Raw genomic sequence first — 16,558 nt, 5'->3', positions numbered from 1 at the left:
GAACAATATAATACAACTGGTTGAATGGGGGAAAGCCTACTTGTCTTCTAACGGAGATAAAAGTGAATACCCTCCTGAAACAGTTATAGAAACGCCCTGGTCGACGGTGATCCGCTTTCCAACCTCGGAAGGTCAATTTTATTTAAAAGAAACACCTGCTGATTTAATTGAGTATGAGACAATCAAGGCAATTAAACATCTCATACCAGATGCCCCTATACCTATTATTCTTCACCACAATCAAGAATTGAATTGTTTTTTAATGAATAGTTGTGGTGATTATTCTCTTCGGACTTTATTTAAAGGAACAATAGACTCAGAGCAATTAATTCAAGGGCTGCATTTGTATCTCAACATTCTGCGCTCGTTGGAACAAAAGAGGGAAGTTTTTGAGTTAATCGGCATACCCGATTGGCGTATTGAACATATCCCCGACCGCTATATTGAATTACTAGAAAAGAAAGATTTGGTATTGAATGAAGGGTTTACAAGCAGCGAGTTAGAAAAGCTTATAGACTTAGTGCCTACCATTAAAACAATTTGCCACTTTCTTGCGGAGCAAAATATTAAAGATACGTTAGTAAACAGTGATTTCAATGAAAATAATCTGATCATAGATAAACATACCCAACACATATCCATAGTTGATTGGGGAGAGTGTGTCATCAGTCACCCTTTTTTTTCAATTGCTGCTCACTTACAAAATAATGCAAGGCGTTACCAATTAGAATTAGATGGACCTCTATTAGAAAATATAAAGCGCGAATGTTTATCTTGTTGGCTGGATGTGGCTAGTCTCGATGAATTAGAAATAATCTATCAAAACATCTTAAAATTACTTCCTGTTTTTTCTTCGTTATGTGTTTGCCGATTGCAGACAGCTACGCATAATAAAAGCAAAGAGAGGCAAAGTTGGTTTATAGCGGAATTGCTTAAAACGCTGTTGCCTCTCTCAAGATACATTACGTCTGATTCAATGAGGTTAAATAAATGATCTTAAAGCCTTCGATGAGTATTTATCTTTATGTATTAAGGCTATGCACTTGGGTATATTTAAACAGATGATAAAAATACCAATATCTTTATAAATGAATAAGTCTATCCTGTATAGATAGGTAATTTTGTGAAGGATCTCGCTATGAAACGACTTGCACTTTATACGATAGCAGCACTATGTTTCAACGCTTCTATCGTCCTGGCTGATGAGTTGGTACTGCAAGAAGGGGTAAAAGAGTTTGTTGATACAATCAATAAAGCGGGGGGAAAACCTATCTATACGCTAACCCCAGTTGAGGCAAGGAAGGTGCTGACGGATCTCCAAGCGTCGGCAAAAGATATTGCACCTGCTCAAATTGAAACTAAAACGATTGAAGCAGACGGTAAAAAAATTCCTTTGCATATTATTCGTCCTGAAAATGCTAAGCATGCTTTACCGGTTGTTATGTATTTTCATGGTGGTGGTTGGATTTTAGGGGATTTTAAAACCCACGAGCGTTTTTTACGAGAATTAACCAATGCATCGAATGCGGCTATTGTTTTTGTCGATTACAGCCCCGCACCAGAAGCAAAGTATCCCACCCAAATTGAAGAAGCCTATGCTGCAACTAAATGGGTTGCAGAACATGGTAAATCACTTAATCTCGATGCAAATAAAATAGCAGTAGCGGGAGACAGTGTGGGTGGCAATATGGCTGCAGCGGTAACCTTATTAGCAAAAGAAAAGAAGACCCCCAAAATTGGTTTTCAGGTGCTTTTTTATCCGGTTACGGATGCTAATCTAGATACAGAAAGTTACAAGACATTTGAAAACGGTCCCTGGCTAACGAAAAAGGCAATGGAATGGTTTTGGGACGCTTATTTGCCAAATAAAGCAGACGGTAAAAAGATTACCGCATCACCGTTACAAGCTTCGATTGAAGAACTCAAAGGCCTACCTCCAGCATTGATTATTACCGATCAAAATGATGTGTTACGTGATGAAGGTGAAGCCTATGCTAACAAACTAATGCAAGCAGGTGTTCCTGTCGTTGCAACCCGTTATTTAGGGACAATCCATGATTTTGTCATGTTGAATGCCCTTGAAAATTCACCTACGGCACGTGCTGCTATTAGCCAAGCAGGACGAACTCTATGGTGGTTTTTCAATGAAGATACGATCATGAAGGGTAAGCATAAAGCTAAAAATTAAAAAAAGCCTCTCTTTAGTTAGGTAAAGAGAGGCCAAGGGGGGATTCGTGGATTTTAGGTGCTTATCTTGGTCCTAAGCGAAGCAATTTGAGTTGGCTGTGAAAGTGTTTCAAGTTGCTTAAACATTTGCTCACATTTTGGCAGCTTATGCTCTTCGTTTAATTTAATTAAAGTTTCTAAGTGTGCAGCTTTTGATTTTGGATCTAAAAGACCTTGTATCTCATGAAAAACTCTCATTTTAAGAACAGGTTTTAGATCAAGTGCGCTATCATAATCATTTTTGTAAGCTGCTATTAACGATTGAGCCGCTTCTTGAATTTTTAAATCCTGTAACGCTTGTGCTTGATTCCATGTGGGGCGCACGCTCTGCTTTAAACTTTCAGCGGTTGGCAAGAAACTAACAGTTGGCGTGAGAAGTGAGATACTAGTAGATTGTTCTGCTAAATTGCGTTTGGCAGAAATTGATTTCCTAAGCGTATTGGATAGGGTATCTAAGCTACTCTTCACACTATCAAACCGGGCTAATAGCTGGCTTTCTTGCTTGATAACTCGTGATTTCATTCTTAATGATTTTGTGCTTGCTAGCAGATCGGCATCTTCAGGTTTCGCCGTAATATTGTATGAAGCAGTGTTTTTCTTAACAATATCAAAATCATAAAGATGGCAATTGTTATTTAAAGAAGGGTAATATCTGCAAAGATAATCGACCAAGAATGTAGCAAACATTTCGGCATCTTTAAAATGTATATATCCCGTGTTCGAGTCGTGAAATAAAAAACCGTCTTTATCGTAATTTAAACCTACAACGTGTCCTATTTTTTTGTCAAAAAAGGTAATCATTAATCTAGCGGATGTTGAGTTGTTCGTTTTATTGATAATAGCATCTACTAAACCTTTGAAAAAATCTCTCTTATGTGCTTTTTGATGTTTTTCATCGACAGTGTCATCATACTTAAATTCATAGAGTGCAGCATTCTTGCTATAGTCTTTTTTTGTCTGAATATCCCATCTTAAACCTGATTCTAAAGTCATTGCGAGATTATTACTAGAAAGTGAGGCTAAATGCCCAGCGGTAAAGCTATTTTTTACCGCCAAAATAGGTTTAAACCGTTTCATTTTTTCAGTAAATGAAAGCATGTTCCAATCTGGCGCAGTACAAATGTCTAAGAATTCGGCTGAATAGCCTCCGCACAATCCCTCACTATTAGCCATTGCTGCTAATTTGCTTTGGCTTTGATTGTATAATAATTTACCGCCACGCTTTGTTATAAATTTATTTGCGGTTTTTCCATCAATGTCTGAGAGTAGATAATGAAAACCCGTTTTGTTTTTTAATTTTCTGAGTTCTTTCTTCTTTTTTATATAATCAGTTTTTCTTGAATATTTATTGTTGATTTCTTTTTTTGCATATAGTGCTTTGACTCGTTGTTTGATGAAATCAAGTTCCGAGTTGATGCCGAGGAAGAATAAATGAAGAATTGCATCTTCTTTGCTCCGAGTTTTTATCAGTTCCCTTTTTCTGACTTGCACGAGCTTACGACAAGTTGATTCATAGTTTAGGGTTTCCATTTTTAAATGCTTAATTTCTTCATTAAGCTCTTCAATTTTTGTTTGAATGAGCTCGGGCTGGTCGGCTGCGCTGTTATTGGCAATGTATTTTTGTTGAAGTTCTTGTAATGTGCTTTCTAAATCCGTTATTTTTGCTAACTTAGGTTTAAGTGCTTGTTGGATTTCATTTTCCATTTTATCGTCATATTCTTGAAGTTCCTTTTGTAACATCTGATCTTTGTCTTTTTTAAATTGTGCTAACGCTGCTTGAAGTTTTGCTTTGGCGATATCTATTTTAGATATAGAATTTACAGTTAAGTCGCCATCTTTTTCTAAATCATCGAAAAGAGACATGACTGGCATGATAACACCCGTTAACATGGCATATTGAAAAGGTATTGATCTGTCAGAAGAGCACAAATCGTTCGCAAGGGCTAAACAACCGTATAATCCTTTAGGTTGATACTTTGTTTTAAAATAACCTATCAAATCATGGGTTTGAGTTATCAGCTTTCTTAAATGGTGAGAGGAAGACAAGGTTTCCAATGTCTTTACAACGGTTTCGAGTTCTGCAATCGAGCATTCTACGAGGCTTTCAAATACATTATTATACGGTTTACCATTTAAGGTTAGTGATTGTAGTTGGGCAGCAATTTTTTCTTTTTTAGCGAGTAACGTTATACTTTTGAGAAGTGTTTCTGCTTCATCATTTAAGGCTATAGAAGCGTTATTTTCGAAAGGCAGTTTGTTAAACAGTTTTGCATTTTTCTTTTCATCGCTATTTTTCAAAGAATTTAAAAAAGGTTGTGATAATGCCATTGCTGCTGTCCCCATGTCGCTTTAATTAATTTTTGAGCAGTATGTCAGGAAAATTCCTATTTGTATTTAGAAAATTAACTAATTGGAGAGGCTAAGCAGATAAGCGGTAAATAGTGGGGGCACCGTCATAAAAATTGTAGTTACACTATTTGGAAGTTAAAAAATCTGTTCATTTTCAGCGGTAGGATGATAAAAAGAATTTGTCAGACTGATAAGCTCTCTCAATAGTACTGTTTGGCAGAAAATGAGATTGTAAATATTCAAATGACTGCATCCTATCTTCACCACCCTCATCTGAGAGGAAGATTTGTTCACAATATACGCCAATATCCTCAATGATGCGTTCATAGCGATAATAGGCAATAGCAGCGTGGTTTATATTGGTTAGGCCATATCCTTGATAAAACAGGGTTTCCTCCTCAAGAGGGGGGCGTCCACTATCACCAAGCCCAGCACCAATGAACATGAGATCACGTTCCTTAGGGGCCAATAAAAGGGTATCCCAGTCAACGATATACCATTCGCCATTATGAGCAACTAATAGGTTCCAACCGTGAATATCTGCATGGCATAAAATAGAGTCGATTGGTTGTTTTTGCAGTATGCTTGCAAGATTTTCAGTACGCTCAATCATTTGACGTATTTCTTCGCTTTTTGATTTCAAGAATAGTGCCATTTTAATGGCAACAGGTTCTAGGAAAGCATCTATTTCGATACGTTCAAGAAAAGCCTTTACCGTCTTGCGCCAACGGGATGAAAATGCTTCTTTGGGTATTCTATGGGTGAGTGCTTTAGGAATATCGATGCTGTGAAATTTTTTGAGTGTTGAACCAAATTCAATCCATTGCTCTTGTGTTAAGTGTCTTTCAATCGCGTTACGGCCCTCGACAAAAGGGGATAATATCGCTTTGAAGGATGCTAAATTGGCCCAAAGTTGATCTGTATTTGTTGCTAACGGTGGGATAACTTGCTTTAGACCACTATCGGCAAGGTATTTAGGGACCAATACGGCAGCTTCATTAAATTCGCCGCGTCGTAACTTTAAAAAATAACTCATTTTATCGTTTGCTATAATGCGATAGACAGCGGTATTCAGATCGGCCCCAAGGGGCAAGAATGAGATTTCTTCTACTTTTAATCCATATTCATTTTGCAAACAATGGATTATTTCCTCATCTTGAATATCAGGTTTGTTAAGCATGGGTTTCTATCAATCCGGTTTTTTATTGTTAACGCATGTTAGGAGCTACGCCAATACATAATATATTACCGATTCTATGAGTCATAGAAAAGGTTTCTTTACCTTTATTTACTTTATTTCTAATAAACTGAAGACTATGTTAGGAATATTGATTCACTTAATAAAGGATATTTTTTTCTGAATTCGATTGGCGATGAGAGTGGAGCGCAAATCTTTTTCAGAGACAAGATTTAATTTTTTGGTCAATGCATTTACGATTGCTTTGCAATCATCTAATGAATTTGACATTTTTACCTTTATTTGTTCCAGATTGAATCCATTTAAATAATGCCGAACAAATATAGCTTCTTCTCTTGTTAGAAATACTTGATCTAGACTGCCATTTAAGTATATTTGTGCAACAGGCATTTGTTCAACAATCATTTTTTCAAACTCGTTAGGTAATCCTAACATCCAGTTATTATGAATATCTTCTGAATAGTTTGTTTCTTTACATTCAAATTTAGCGGTTTCTGCTTTTAGCAAAATAGGATGACCTTTTTCTCGAAAATAAGTAATAAAGTGATGAAAAAGAGAATGATTATTTAAGAAAATGTTATTAGATGCATGAGTGTCTTGTTTTAAGCCAAAGTTGTAAAATTCTAGATAAGTATCGTGTTTTTCATAAAGCGCTAAAATGAGCCGGTAATTACCCGTTCCCGCCATTTTTTATTCCAGAAGGTACAAACAGGATCGGTATCATTACAGTGTCCATGTATACTAATGCCTGTTCGAGGTATTTTATGAAAATTAGCATATTCAACATCATAGAGTTTATCTTTGAAATACTCAGTGAGCCAGTCTTCATTAGTGCAAAGTATATATTTGCTCCTATCTGGATAGGAACGAATATATCTGAAAAAACTGACTGAAAGATAATTAAATAACGGTTGGCAAACTTCACGTACCGCCGGACATAAGGATTTTAACAAAGCTTCACTTTGTACAATATTGGATGGCATATTAGTCCCTGGACGTGAATATATCTCGAAAGAATGCAATAAATTAAGTATAGACGACCAGAATTAAGGTTAATCTAGGTACTTACTGCTATTACTCTAAGGTTATGGAGAACTTTAGCTAGCGCATATCTAAATTAGATGATTGAATATACACATATAGATGTACTATGCTACCAACTGGAAAGCCAGTAGAGTAGTACAATATGTTTATTCTAAATAGTAAACACTTACTAAGCATAGAGTATCATTTATGGCAAATATTAAAATGCATGAAAATGAATTTGATATTGATGAAAGGATGGTAAGAGACTTATTGCAATCTCAATTCCAGCAATGGTCAGATTTGCCCTTACAGATGATTAAGTCTGCTGGTACCGATAATCTTATATTTAGGTTGGGAGATGATAAATGCATTCGTTTACCCCGTGTGCCAGGTTCACAAATACAAATTGAAAAAGAGCAACGTTGGTTACCCTTCTTAGCACCTCATTTACCTTTAGCAATCCCTGTCCCCATTGGCAAAGGGCAACCACAAAATAATTACCCTTCGTATTGGTCTATTTTCCATTGGCTTGAAGGGAATAATGCGATCAATGCGGTCAATTTAGATCTTGCTCAAGCTGCACGTGATCTTGCAAAATTCATTAATTCCTTACATCGTATCGATGCTACAAGTGGTCCTTCAACCTATCGAGGCTTACCGCTTAACACCCGAGATGAAGAAGTACATAAAGCATTAGCTGATTTAGAGGGGATTGTCGATACAAGCGCTGCCTTAAAGATTTGGAATATTTGTAAGCAAGCGCCAATTTGGGATAAACCACCTGTTTGGATCCATAGTGATTTGTTACCGGCAAATATATTAGTTAATAATGGGAAAGTAACCGGGATCATTGATTTTGGTATGATGGGAATAGGTGATCCGGCTTGTGATCTTTTACCTGCATGGAGCTTGTTGGATAGGGACTCACGTGAAACATTTCGAACCACCTTACTGATTGATGATGCTACTTGGTTGAGAGGCAAAGGGTGGGCCTTATCTATCGGCTTAATAATCTTGCCTTATTATTTTGATACCAATCCTGAATTAGTGGCAGTTGGTAAGCGGTTGGTAACTGAGGTTTTATCTGCTTAATTAGCGATACCATCTAGAGATTGAGTAGGTGTTCTCCCTGTCCATTGCTTAAAAACTTTTATAAACGCACTAACGCTGTTATATCCTAGTGTTAAAGCAATCCAGGTGACAGATTTTCCTTGAGATAAATATTCCAAAGAACACAGAATGCGCACTTGTTGGCACCATTTAGCAAATGAGATGCCTGTTTCTGAACGAAAATGGCGCGTAAAGGTTCTTTTGCTAGTATTTGCTTTATCTGCCCAGTATTCAATGGATTCATTAACCTCAGGATGATTAATAAACTGCTTTGCCACAAATGCTAATTTCGTTTCTTGCGGCATGGGTAAGGAAAATGGCATAACATGGGTTGTTTTGAGCTCATCTAACAAAACGTGCATTAGATTATTATCTGATTTTAACCATGGCTTACCTTTAGGCTGCGTAGCAAAACGAGTAATAATTTCCTGTAAAAATGATGTAGGTGTGAAAACAAAAGCATGCTGCGGTGAGTCTTTGCATAAATTGGCTTCAATATAAAGGGATATAGCACTAACACATCCGATTATTTTGGCTTTATGCCCCATTCCTGCAGGGATCCATCCTCCTTGACCGGCTGGGATTATCATTCGTTGATTTTCAAGTTCAAATGAAATTAAACCTGATTTTAATATAAACAACTGACATTCTTCATGGGCATGCCACTTGGTCTCATGAGACTTAGGATGCGTAATAATATCAATAATGAGGGGTTTTTTCATGATTGGCCCAAATGCGCTATATATCAACCCACACAAGATATCTGATCTAAAACCTTAATGCTACTATCAAAATACAGCGTAAGGAGCTTTTTATGTTTAAAAAAATGAGAAAACTGTTCACTATGATGGGAGCTATTATGTTACTAAGCACAACGATTGAAGCAAAAGCATCGGAATTACAAGTCGTGAAAGATACTTACAAATGGTTTAATCAAATTTCCAGTGAAAAGCGAATGGCCTTTTCCCAAAATGACGTTGCAAAGTATTTTAGTAGCGATGCCCAAATGATAACAAACGCTAAATTAGCATGTGAAGGTATTCAAGGACATTATGATCATTTCTTAGAATTAAATAACCATTACAAAATATTGCATGTCGATATCGATGCTATGGATTTACAACAAGCAGGAGAGCGAGTTTACTTAAATTTTGTGATGAATGCTAAAGATTGGAATAATCTAGAAAGTAAAATTCATGTGATGGGTTATATGATAGTAAAGAATGAAAGAATTGTTTCATTTAATGAATTGTTTTTTCATGAAGTTGTTTAGGATTCATTTGATTGTCGCACCAGCGAAGGCTGGGGCGACATATAGTTTAAGGATTTTGAAAATTACCAATAGAGTTTTCTTTGATAACCACTAAAAAATGGTTACTATTTTTTAAAGGCGCCACTGACAATTCAACGGGAAGTTGCGAGTGATCTTTTTTAATCGCTTCTGTCATAATAATATGATTATTTGCTAAATCAAGTTCTTTGTCTTTGAGCAAAAAGAAGAAATTTTGATTTAAAAGTTCTGCAGCAGGATATCCAAAGAGTTTGGTTGCTTTTTCATTGGTGAAAAATATTTTTCCGTTTTGTGTGACTGCTATAATGCCTTCTGGAATCGATTGCATGAGCATATTTTTGAAATTTTCAATTTCATTGATTTTTTCTTCATTGTTTAAAAATGAATTCACTTTATTTAAAGCACCTGCTCTTGCTTCAATAATGGAAATAATCATCTTAGAAAACAGGCCAAGTATTTTTTCTTGTTTGGGTGTTAATTCTCTTGTAACTTTGTCAATGAGACAGATAGTTCCAAGCTTAAAACCATCTGGGTCAACAAGTGGCATCCCCGCATAAAATCTGATCTGAGGAATACCTAAAACAAAAGGATTATTATTGAATCTATCATCCAAAGTGGTGTCAGTAATTTCCATGAGTTTATCATCAAGAATAGCATGCGCACAAAAAGAGAGATCGCGTGGTGTTTCACCACTGCTTTCTAATCCATGGTTAGATAAAAACCAATTCGTATCTTTATCTATGATAGTAATCAAACAAATGGGCATATCACAAATTAAAGAAGCAAGTTCTGTAATTTGATTAAAGATTTTATCATTGGCTAAATTAGGTAATTTATATTTAGCTAAGGCATGCAATCTTTCATCTTCATTGGCTGGCTTTGGCGGCACTTTCATAAGATATCCATTCTTCTTTTGCACGATGACGATTAAAAGTATAGTTTGAAAATGATAAATTTCCTGATGAGACCATGATTTTACTGAAAAAAAGTACAAGGAAATTTGTTTCTAGATATTCAGCTTGTCCAGTACAGGATTGTGACACTGTAGAATATGCACAACTTATTCACATTTAAGAAATTTATTCTCAGATACTTCCAGAAACAATACACCTGAAGCAAGAAGGGCGGTGAATGATTTTATTGCACAATACATGATTGTTGACGATGAACGTCGCGAAAAATTTCAACAAAAAATGTTATGCTACTCACATGGTGTAGATATCTTTATTAGTCATATAAATATTGCGGAGAAAGTTTTTTAAGAATATGAATTTAGATACAATTTTGATAGAGTGATTATTACTTTATCTGAAATGCAATGTTCAGTCTAAAGATTTGTAAATTGAAAATGAATAATAAAAAGATTAAATATATTTTAACTTCATGATAAGGATTTTATATGCGTATATTAACAAAAGAAAATTTGGATGTTATTTCAGGTGGTTCTCTTTGTGGAGAAGCAATAATACGAGATATAGAGAATTTTGATGCTGATTTCGATCCGACGCAATATTGTACAAAAGCTCAATATATAAAATATGCAACGGCCCTCATAGATAAAATATATGAGCCAAACGGTTTTGGAAGTTTAAGTGATCCAGTAGTAATTGACATAATTAAGTCTTTAGACCTATAAATCATCTTCCTTTTGTTCAATATAAGGGCATAGAACGATATATGCCCTTCAATTGTTTTCGAATAATGTAGGGATACGATATGTTAAAGTCTTACACCTTTATGCTTTGCACTATGTTGCTTTCAACGAGTTTATTTGCACAACAAAACTATGGTGGTCAAACCATGGTAGGAGATCTTAAAATTGTTGTCGTAAGAAAACCTGATGAATCTTTTGGTAAAGCCGATCCTAAAACTTGGCATTACACCTCGCAACCTAATCTTGAAAAAGCGCAAAAAGAACATGATGACTTTGTAGCTATTTTAAAGAAACAAGATATCCAGGTAGTTTATCACGATCAACCTTTGAACAATTTAGCCGATGCCATATTTGTTCACGATCCTGCATTGATAACAAATCACGGTGCTATTATTTTAAGCATGGGCAAGCCACTTCGTAAAGGTGAGGAAAGTGCGTTAAAAAATAAATTCAAAGCTTTAAATATTCCTATTTTGTTTGAACTTCATGGAAAAGCTACGGCTGAAGCGGGCGATATTCTCTGGCTTGATAATAAAACACTCGCGATTGGACGAGGGTTTCGTACCAATCAAGAAGGGATTGATCAAATCAAAAATACACTGGCTCCCTTCAATATTAAGGTTGTTCAAGTTGAATTGCCTTATGATCAAGGTAAAGAAGCCTGCTTACATTTGCAATCGCTTATTAGCTTGGTCGATCATAAAAAAGCTTTAGTCTATCCTAAGTTTTTACCTGTATCTTTTATTGAACACTTAAAGGAAAAAGGATTTGCTTTAATTGAAGTGCCAGAGCATGAATACAACAGTATGGGCCCGAATGTATTAGCCATCAAGCCTAATGTTTGTTTAACCATTGAGGGTAATAACGAAACTAAATCACGATTAGAAGCTGCAGGTTGTAAAGTACATACGTATGAAGGCAATGAGATATCTCATAAAGCGGAAGGCGGGGCGACGTGCTTGACAAGGCCGATTCTGAGATTAGAAGGATAGGCATTCTCCTCAATGATGGTTCGTCTTTGTAAGCAAAAGACTAATCAATGGTGCTTTACCCAATAGTTAATTACCTCTGGGATCAAGTCTTCGCATTACTCAACATATTGAAGACTTGATCCTTTAATTTGTATTGAAATACTTGATCATTCTTTTGTAAAGCAATCAGTAACCGCATTAACTTTTCTCTTTAAACCCGTTCATTGAGCTCTTAAAGCAAATTTTAATAGATTGTTTGTTAGTAAACTTATTTGTGGTAAATGCACCCATATGGTTATATGGCAGTCATGTTGTAGACCTTAATAAGGAAGAATTTGCCTTCTGAATCCTTCAGTGTTAATTTGCCAGTTAATTTACTGTATGCAAGGGTACAGAGCATAGTTGATATCCCAAAGAGCGCAGCGACCGCTCTCCCATATACGCACACTTTATGCGATACCTCGATTACCTTATAGGAATAATGAATGATATTTGAATCTTTAGGCTTATCCCCCGCTATTCTAAATGCCCTTGTTGACAAAGGGTACAATAGTCCTTCTCCTATTCAAGAACAGACGATTCCGGTTATTTTAGCTGGGAATGACATTATGGCATGTGCTCAAACTGGAACGGGTAAAACCGCAGGTTTTGTACTACCCATCTTGCAAATGCTTAGCACAAGACCTTTTGCTAACAGCAATCGTACACTCGCTTTAATACTCACTCCTACTCGAGAATTGGCAGCTCAGATCCATGAAAGCATTTTAGCCTATGGAAAGTATCAACGCTTAAGATCCACAGTCGTATTTGGAGGCGTAAAAATTAATCCACAAATGATGAAATTGCGAAGTGGCGTAGAGATCCTGGTTGCCACTCCTGGCCGCCTCTTAGATTTATATCAACAAAATGCGATTAGATTTAACGATGTGGAAATTTTAGTATTGGATGAAGCCGATCGAATGCTGGACATGGGTTTTATTCATGATATCAAAAGAATCTTAGCATTATTGCCTAAAAAGCGTCAAAACTTATTGTTTTCTGCCACTTTTTCCAATGATATCCGCCAATTAGCTAAAGGCTTGTTAAATCAACCTGTAGAAGTCAGTGTGAGCCCACAAAACACCACCGCCACAACAGTTAAGCAAAAATTATACCCAGTAGATAAAAATAGTAAGGCTTTGCTATTGAGCCATTTGATACGCAGCGAAAAATGGTTTCAGGCATTGGTGTTTTGCAGAACAAAACACGGAGCAAATAAATTAGTAAAATTGTTAAGCCAAGATAATATTAACTCAGCTGCTATTCATGGTAATAAGAGCCAAGCTCAACGTACTAAAGCCCTTGAGAACTTTAAACTAGGTAAAGTCCAAATCCTGGTAGCAACGGACATTGCAGCTCGTGGAATTGATATCGATCAATTACCTCAAGTTGTCAATTTTGATCTCCCGAACGTTCCTGAAGATTATGTACATCGGATTGGCCGCACCGGTCGTGCTGGTTCAAACGGCCACGCTGTTTCGTTGGTAAGTGCAGATGAAATAAAGCAACTTCATGATATCGAGCGTTTAGTAAAATTTAATATTGAACGTGTCAATATTGAGGGATTTATTCCGCAAAATAAACTACCAGAGTCAAAACCATTTCAATCACAGCAAACAAAGCGGCGCCCTAAAAAACCAAAACGTAAACCATTACTTGAAGGTCAAAGTCGATGAAAATGATTGTTGATGCCAAATAAAATCAAAATCTTTTTCTGTTTTGTCTTCTATTGCTTGCAGATGAAAATGTCCCTGGATCTTCAGGGGCTTTTTTATCTGTCATGCCTTTAGAAGGTAAGAGTGTTTGTTTTTTGTGAGTATATACGCTGAAGGGGGCAGGTATACCGATGACCTTTCTTCCTCAAGATTTAACTACGATCATTGGTATACCCGATCCCTTCAGGCGGCTTTACATTTCAAGGCATTAAATATAGAGTCAAACCTGGAAAATTTATAATTCTGCTTTCTAGGTATTTTTCTTAAGAAAATAATAAGGATTAATATGCGATTATTAGTTAAAAATGATTTAAATGCTATTTCAGGTGGTCTTACTTGTGAGCAAGCCTTGATACGAGAGATAGAAGATTTTGATTTTGATTTTGTTCCAGCAGAGTATTGCACAAAAGCTCAGTTTACAAAATATGGATTAGCTATGATTGATAAATTTTATGAACCTAATGGCTGGGAAAGTTTAACTGAACAAACCGCAATAGATTTTATTAAATCTTTAAATCTCTAAATGCAAAGGGGACAGGTATACCGACTGAGGTATCCCCACAAAATTTTTTCGTCATTGCGAGCAAAAGACGCGGAGAAAACGTAAAAAAATGATAAGCCATAACGTCTTTTGCGTGGCAATCCATCTGAGTATTTATCTTACAGAGTTCCGTAAGAAATATATTCAGATGGATTGCTTCGCTTCAGCCGTGTAATTTTGGTGTTTTTTCAACCTATTACAGCGGCTTCTGCTCGCAATGACGATACTATCTAGTAATATTCGTGGAGATACCTCAGGGTATACCCATGACCCTTCTTACTTAAAGTTTAACTCAGGTTAAGCTAAGAGAATAAGAGTGAATGAGTTGCTTATAGTTATCTGATAATTGCTCCCAAACAATCTGAAATTTTTCCGGCGCAGCCTGCTTTATTTCATTAGTGAAAAAATGCATATCTTCTGGATTAGCATGCGGAAATAGAACATTTAGCATGCCAAGCATTTGTTCAGGCGTCATTTTTTGATAAGTCTGAGCTTGAAGTTTTGCCAATTCTTCATCGGAATACAAAGCTTGTAATTCGGGTAGTAGAACTGTTTCTTCATCATACAAGTGCTTTAACATTTCGCTGTAAAATGAGCGATAAGCTAAATAAAATTCATTTCCTAGCTGTATTTTTTCAGAATGGCCTTGTACTGTCATAATTTTTTCTAACTGATGACTAAGATCATGAAATGCTTGTTCATGCTCTTGATGTTCTTTTTCAAGTGTAAGCTGCGAATTGCTATTTTTTTGGCGTAACAAATCATGTATGTGGGCATCTTCATATTCGCCATGATGCTTTAACATATGAATTAAGTTGGTCAATTTTTCTTGAAGTGCAAGACATGCTTTGGGATCTAAGAAATCCGTTCTAGCAATGGTATGTTCAAAGTCTGCAAGCTCAAAACAAACATATTTATGAACACGATAAAAACGATAACGCATTTTTTCTCCTACGCGAAATTATTTCTCTACCAGGATCAACATGGAAAGTTATTGGGCAGATACAATCGACTTTTTGAGCATTTTAACTCAATGATTTGTTAAATAGAATGAAAGTTATCTGATTAGAGAACTAGAAGGCAGGTATACTGATGATCTTTCTCAAGATTTAACCAGGGTCATCGGTATACTTAACCTGCAGTATAAGAATGTTAACTAAGTACCAAAGGCATAAGGGTTAGGTGTACTGATGACCTTACTTCATTAAAATAAGCCTAACTAGGGTCATCGGTATGCCTGGCCCCTTTTGTTCAGACGAGGAAGATATGTCGAAAAGCTATTTTATTGTTTCAGAATGGTTACCCAAAGCAGCACATCATGATGAATTGTTAGCGATTTTCAAACAGCTGGCGGCTATTACTTTAGAAAATGAAAGCGGATGCTTAAGATACCATGTTACGCATCAAATAGAGCATCCTGGAGCTCCTGGGTAAACACCCTATCCTTTCATTTTAATCCAGGAGTATTCATCTAAGGAAGATTTTGACAAGCATTGTCAATCTGATTATGTTGCAAAGTTTGCAGAGAAATATTTGATGAATGAGCAGACGAAGCTTATCGAAGATTGGCGCTGTAGACTACTTGCGGTTGAATGATTGAGCCAAGTGAAATATTGTTAGTTCAGTTAAAGCTAAATGGGAATTTTTACTATGTCTATTCTTAAAGAAGTGAAAGGGTTTGATTGGGCTCAAATCGTTGAACTTCCAGAATGCTCAAGTGAGTGGTTTAAAGGAAAGCAAGTGCTTAATTTTTTCCCCATCGATACTTATTATAAAGATACGCCAGAGATGGAAGAATTTGTTAAAAATGAATTTAAAGAAGCAATTGCTCTTGATACTGATGCAGAAATAATGCGATTTGCAAGTGATAATGTAACTATTAAAGGTTTTTATCTAGAAATGGGTGTGGCTAGAGGAAGTACCATTAATTTTATTGCTGCTTTAAATTCAAAAAATAGAATTTATGGCTTTGATTCATTTGAAGGGCTCCCTGAAGATTGGGATTGCGGTGATATAGACGTTCCCAAAGGAACATTTAGATTTAAATCAAAAGACATGGTGCCTCCTGTGCTACACAATGTATCCTTATTTAAGGGGCTATTTAAAGAAACACTTCCAGAATTCAAAAACAAAATATTAAAAGATAATCCTATTGCATTGCTGCATATCGATTGCGATATCTATAGTTCAACCTGCGATGTTTTTGATTGTTTAGGTGACAATATTGTTAGCGGTTCCATTATCATTTTTGATGAATATTATAACTATTCAACTTTTAGGGAACATGAATATAAAGCATTTAACGAATTTCTGCGCAAAAGCAATAAAAAAGCCAAGATTATTGGTTTTAACCAATACTTTGAACAAGCGGTAGCGCAAATATTGTAAAACAAAGAGAGTCAGGCATGCCTCAGGGTATACCGATGACTTTTCTTAAT

At 36.0% G+C, this 16,558-nt stretch carries 17 protein-coding genes; 10 read left to right on the top strand and 7 right to left on the bottom strand.

Annotation, left to right across the window (positions count from 1 at the left end):
- The first annotated feature begins 40 nt into the window (after window positions 1-40).
- Window positions 41-994 (top strand): aminoglycoside phosphotransferase family protein, encoded by a 954-nt coding sequence (locus HT99x_RS11145; RefSeq protein ID WP_075064841.1) that lies wholly within the window; start codon window positions 41-43, stop codon window positions 992-994.
- Between the two features lie 144 nt (window positions 995-1,138).
- Entirely contained in the window at window positions 1,139-2,188 is a 1,050-nt protein-coding gene (locus HT99x_RS11140) for an alpha/beta hydrolase fold domain-containing protein (protein ID WP_075064842.1), read from the top strand.
- Window positions 2,189-2,241: 53 nt separating this feature from the next.
- Here HT99x_RS11140 and HT99x_RS11135 read toward each other — a convergent pair whose 3' ends face one another.
- The 4 genes from HT99x_RS11135 to HT99x_RS11120 form a co-directional block, all read right to left on the bottom strand.
- Entirely contained in the window at window positions 2,242-4,554 is a 2,313-nt protein-coding gene (locus tag HT99x_RS11135) for a hypothetical protein (protein WP_075064843.1), read from the bottom strand.
- A gap of 175 nt (window positions 4,555-4,729) precedes the next feature.
- Window positions 4,730-5,755, bottom strand: coding sequence for a phosphotransferase (locus HT99x_RS11130; protein ID WP_075064844.1), 1,026 nt, complete (start codon window positions 5,753-5,755; stop codon window positions 4,730-4,732).
- 153 nt (window positions 5,756-5,908) lie between these two features.
- On the bottom strand, window positions 5,909-6,460 hold the full coding sequence (locus tag HT99x_RS11125; RefSeq protein ID WP_075064845.1) for a hypothetical protein: 552 nt from the start codon (window positions 6,458-6,460) through the stop codon (window positions 5,909-5,911).
- A complete protein-coding gene (locus HT99x_RS11120) occupies window positions 6,427-6,756 on the bottom strand; it encodes a hypothetical protein (RefSeq protein ID WP_139016536.1) in 330 nt (109 codons plus the stop codon). Before HT99x_RS11120 ends, HT99x_RS11125 begins: the two co-directional genes overlap by 34 nt.
- Before the next feature lie 250 nt (window positions 6,757-7,006).
- Between HT99x_RS11120 and HT99x_RS11115 the strand changes: the two genes are divergently transcribed.
- Window positions 7,007-7,891 carry a phosphotransferase gene (locus tag HT99x_RS11115; protein WP_075064846.1) on the top strand — a complete coding sequence of 295 codons (885 nt, stop codon included), beginning with the start codon at window positions 7,007-7,009 and terminating at the stop codon, window positions 7,889-7,891.
- Here the strand turns inward: HT99x_RS11115 and HT99x_RS11110 are convergent.
- Window positions 7,888-8,631 carry a helix-turn-helix domain-containing protein gene (locus tag HT99x_RS11110; protein WP_075064847.1) on the bottom strand — a complete coding sequence of 248 codons (744 nt, stop codon included), beginning with the start codon at window positions 8,629-8,631 and terminating at the stop codon, window positions 7,888-7,890. The two genes, HT99x_RS11115 and HT99x_RS11110, sit on opposite strands and share 4 nt — an antisense overlap.
- A 92-nt stretch (window positions 8,632-8,723) precedes the next feature.
- Between HT99x_RS11110 and HT99x_RS11105 the strand changes: the two genes are divergently transcribed.
- Window positions 8,724-9,182 (top strand): hypothetical protein, encoded by a 459-nt coding sequence (locus HT99x_RS11105; protein WP_075064848.1) that lies wholly within the window; start codon window positions 8,724-8,726, stop codon window positions 9,180-9,182.
- Window positions 9,183-9,228: 46 nt separating this feature from the next.
- Here the strand turns inward: HT99x_RS11105 and HT99x_RS11100 are convergent, their stop codons facing one another.
- Window positions 9,229-10,095, bottom strand: a complete 867-nt coding sequence (locus tag HT99x_RS11100) for a GAF domain-containing protein (RefSeq protein ID WP_075064849.1) — start codon at window positions 10,093-10,095, stop codon at window positions 9,229-9,231.
- A 504-nt stretch (window positions 10,096-10,599) separates the two neighbouring features.
- On the opposite strand from HT99x_RS11100, the gene HT99x_RS11095 reads away from it, so the two are divergent.
- The 4 genes from HT99x_RS11095 (at window position 10,600) to HT99x_RS11080 (ending at window position 14,102) form a co-directional block, all read left to right on the top strand.
- Window positions 10,600-10,836, top strand: a complete 237-nt coding sequence (locus tag HT99x_RS11095; protein WP_075064850.1) for a hypothetical protein — start codon at window positions 10,600-10,602, stop codon at window positions 10,834-10,836.
- Window positions 10,837-10,916: 80 nt separating this feature from the next.
- Complete coding sequence (locus HT99x_RS11090; protein ID WP_200957077.1) at window positions 10,917-11,846, top strand: dimethylarginine dimethylaminohydrolase family protein; 930 nt, start codon at window positions 10,917-10,919, stop codon at window positions 11,844-11,846.
- A gap of 464 nt (window positions 11,847-12,310) precedes the next feature.
- A complete protein-coding gene (locus HT99x_RS11085; RefSeq protein WP_075064851.1) occupies window positions 12,311-13,540 on the top strand; it encodes a DEAD/DEAH box helicase in 1,230 nt (409 codons plus the stop codon).
- A 325-nt stretch (window positions 13,541-13,865) separates the two neighbouring features.
- Entirely contained in the window at window positions 13,866-14,102 is a 237-nt protein-coding gene (locus HT99x_RS11080; protein ID WP_075064852.1) for a hypothetical protein, read from the top strand.
- 310 nt (window positions 14,103-14,412) lie between these two features.
- Here the strand turns inward: HT99x_RS11080 and HT99x_RS11075 are convergent, their stop codons facing one another.
- Window positions 14,413-15,063, bottom strand: coding sequence for a hemerythrin domain-containing protein (locus HT99x_RS11075; RefSeq protein ID WP_075064853.1), 651 nt, complete (start codon window positions 15,061-15,063; stop codon window positions 14,413-14,415).
- A gap of 323 nt (window positions 15,064-15,386) precedes the next feature.
- Here HT99x_RS11075 and HT99x_RS11070 point away from each other — a divergent pair, with 323 nt between their 5' ends.
- Together HT99x_RS11070 and HT99x_RS11065 are read left to right on the top strand one after the other, a co-directional pair.
- Window positions 15,387-15,554, top strand: coding sequence for a putative quinol monooxygenase (locus tag HT99x_RS11070; RefSeq protein WP_158003335.1), 168 nt, complete (start codon window positions 15,387-15,389; stop codon window positions 15,552-15,554).
- A 216-nt stretch (window positions 15,555-15,770) separates the two neighbouring features.
- A complete protein-coding gene (locus HT99x_RS11065; RefSeq protein ID WP_075064855.1) occupies window positions 15,771-16,508 on the top strand; it encodes a TylF/MycF/NovP-related O-methyltransferase in 738 nt (245 codons plus the stop codon).
- Window positions 16,509-16,558: the final 50 nt, after the last annotated feature.

The sequence above is a fragment of the Candidatus Berkiella aquae genome (genome assembly GCF_001431295.2).
Classification (GTDB): domain Bacteria; phylum Pseudomonadota; class Gammaproteobacteria; order Berkiellales; family Berkiellaceae; genus Berkiella; species Berkiella aquae.
Note: the sequence above shows the minus strand (reverse complement) of the source record. Positions and strands in the feature narration are given on the sequence as shown.

Excerpts from the sequence above, each read along its gene's own strand:
- HT99x_RS11140 (WP_075064842.1), top strand. The coding sequence starts at position 1,139 with ATGAAACGACTTGCACTTTATACGATAGCAGCACTATGTTTCAACGCT.
- HT99x_RS11135 (WP_075064843.1), bottom strand. The coding sequence starts at position 4,554 with ATGGCATTATCACAACCTTTTTTAAATTCTTTGAAAAATAGCGATGAA.
- HT99x_RS11130 (WP_075064844.1), bottom strand. The coding sequence starts at position 5,755 with ATGCTTAACAAACCTGATATTCAAGATGAGGAAATAATCCATTGTTTG.
- HT99x_RS11125 (WP_075064845.1), bottom strand. The coding sequence starts at position 6,460 with ATGGCGGGAACGGGTAATTACCGGCTCATTTTAGCGCTTTATGAAAAA.
- HT99x_RS11120 (WP_139016536.1), bottom strand. The coding sequence starts at position 6,756 with ATGCCATCCAATATTGTACAAAGTGAAGCTTTGTTAAAATCCTTATGT.
- HT99x_RS11115 (WP_075064846.1), top strand. The coding sequence starts at position 7,007 with ATGGCAAATATTAAAATGCATGAAAATGAATTTGATATTGATGAAAGG.
- HT99x_RS11110 (WP_075064847.1), bottom strand. The coding sequence starts at position 8,631 with ATGAAAAAACCCCTCATTATTGATATTATTACGCATCCTAAGTCTCAT.
- HT99x_RS11105 (WP_075064848.1), top strand. The coding sequence starts at position 8,724 with ATGTTTAAAAAAATGAGAAAACTGTTCACTATGATGGGAGCTATTATG.
- HT99x_RS11100 (WP_075064849.1), bottom strand. The coding sequence starts at position 10,095 with ATGAAAGTGCCGCCAAAGCCAGCCAATGAAGATGAAAGATTGCATGCC.
- HT99x_RS11095 (WP_075064850.1), top strand. The coding sequence starts at position 10,600 with ATGCGTATATTAACAAAAGAAAATTTGGATGTTATTTCAGGTGGTTCT.
- HT99x_RS11090 (WP_200957077.1), top strand. The coding sequence starts at position 10,917 with ATGTTAAAGTCTTACACCTTTATGCTTTGCACTATGTTGCTTTCAACG.
- HT99x_RS11085 (WP_075064851.1), top strand. The coding sequence starts at position 12,311 with ATGATATTTGAATCTTTAGGCTTATCCCCCGCTATTCTAAATGCCCTT.
- HT99x_RS11080 (WP_075064852.1), top strand. The coding sequence starts at position 13,866 with ATGCGATTATTAGTTAAAAATGATTTAAATGCTATTTCAGGTGGTCTT.
- HT99x_RS11075 (WP_075064853.1), bottom strand. The coding sequence starts at position 15,063 with ATGCGTTATCGTTTTTATCGTGTTCATAAATATGTTTGTTTTGAGCTT.
- HT99x_RS11070 (WP_158003335.1), top strand. The coding sequence starts at position 15,387 with ATGTCGAAAAGCTATTTTATTGTTTCAGAATGGTTACCCAAAGCAGCA.
- HT99x_RS11065 (WP_075064855.1), top strand. The coding sequence starts at position 15,771 with ATGTCTATTCTTAAAGAAGTGAAAGGGTTTGATTGGGCTCAAATCGTT.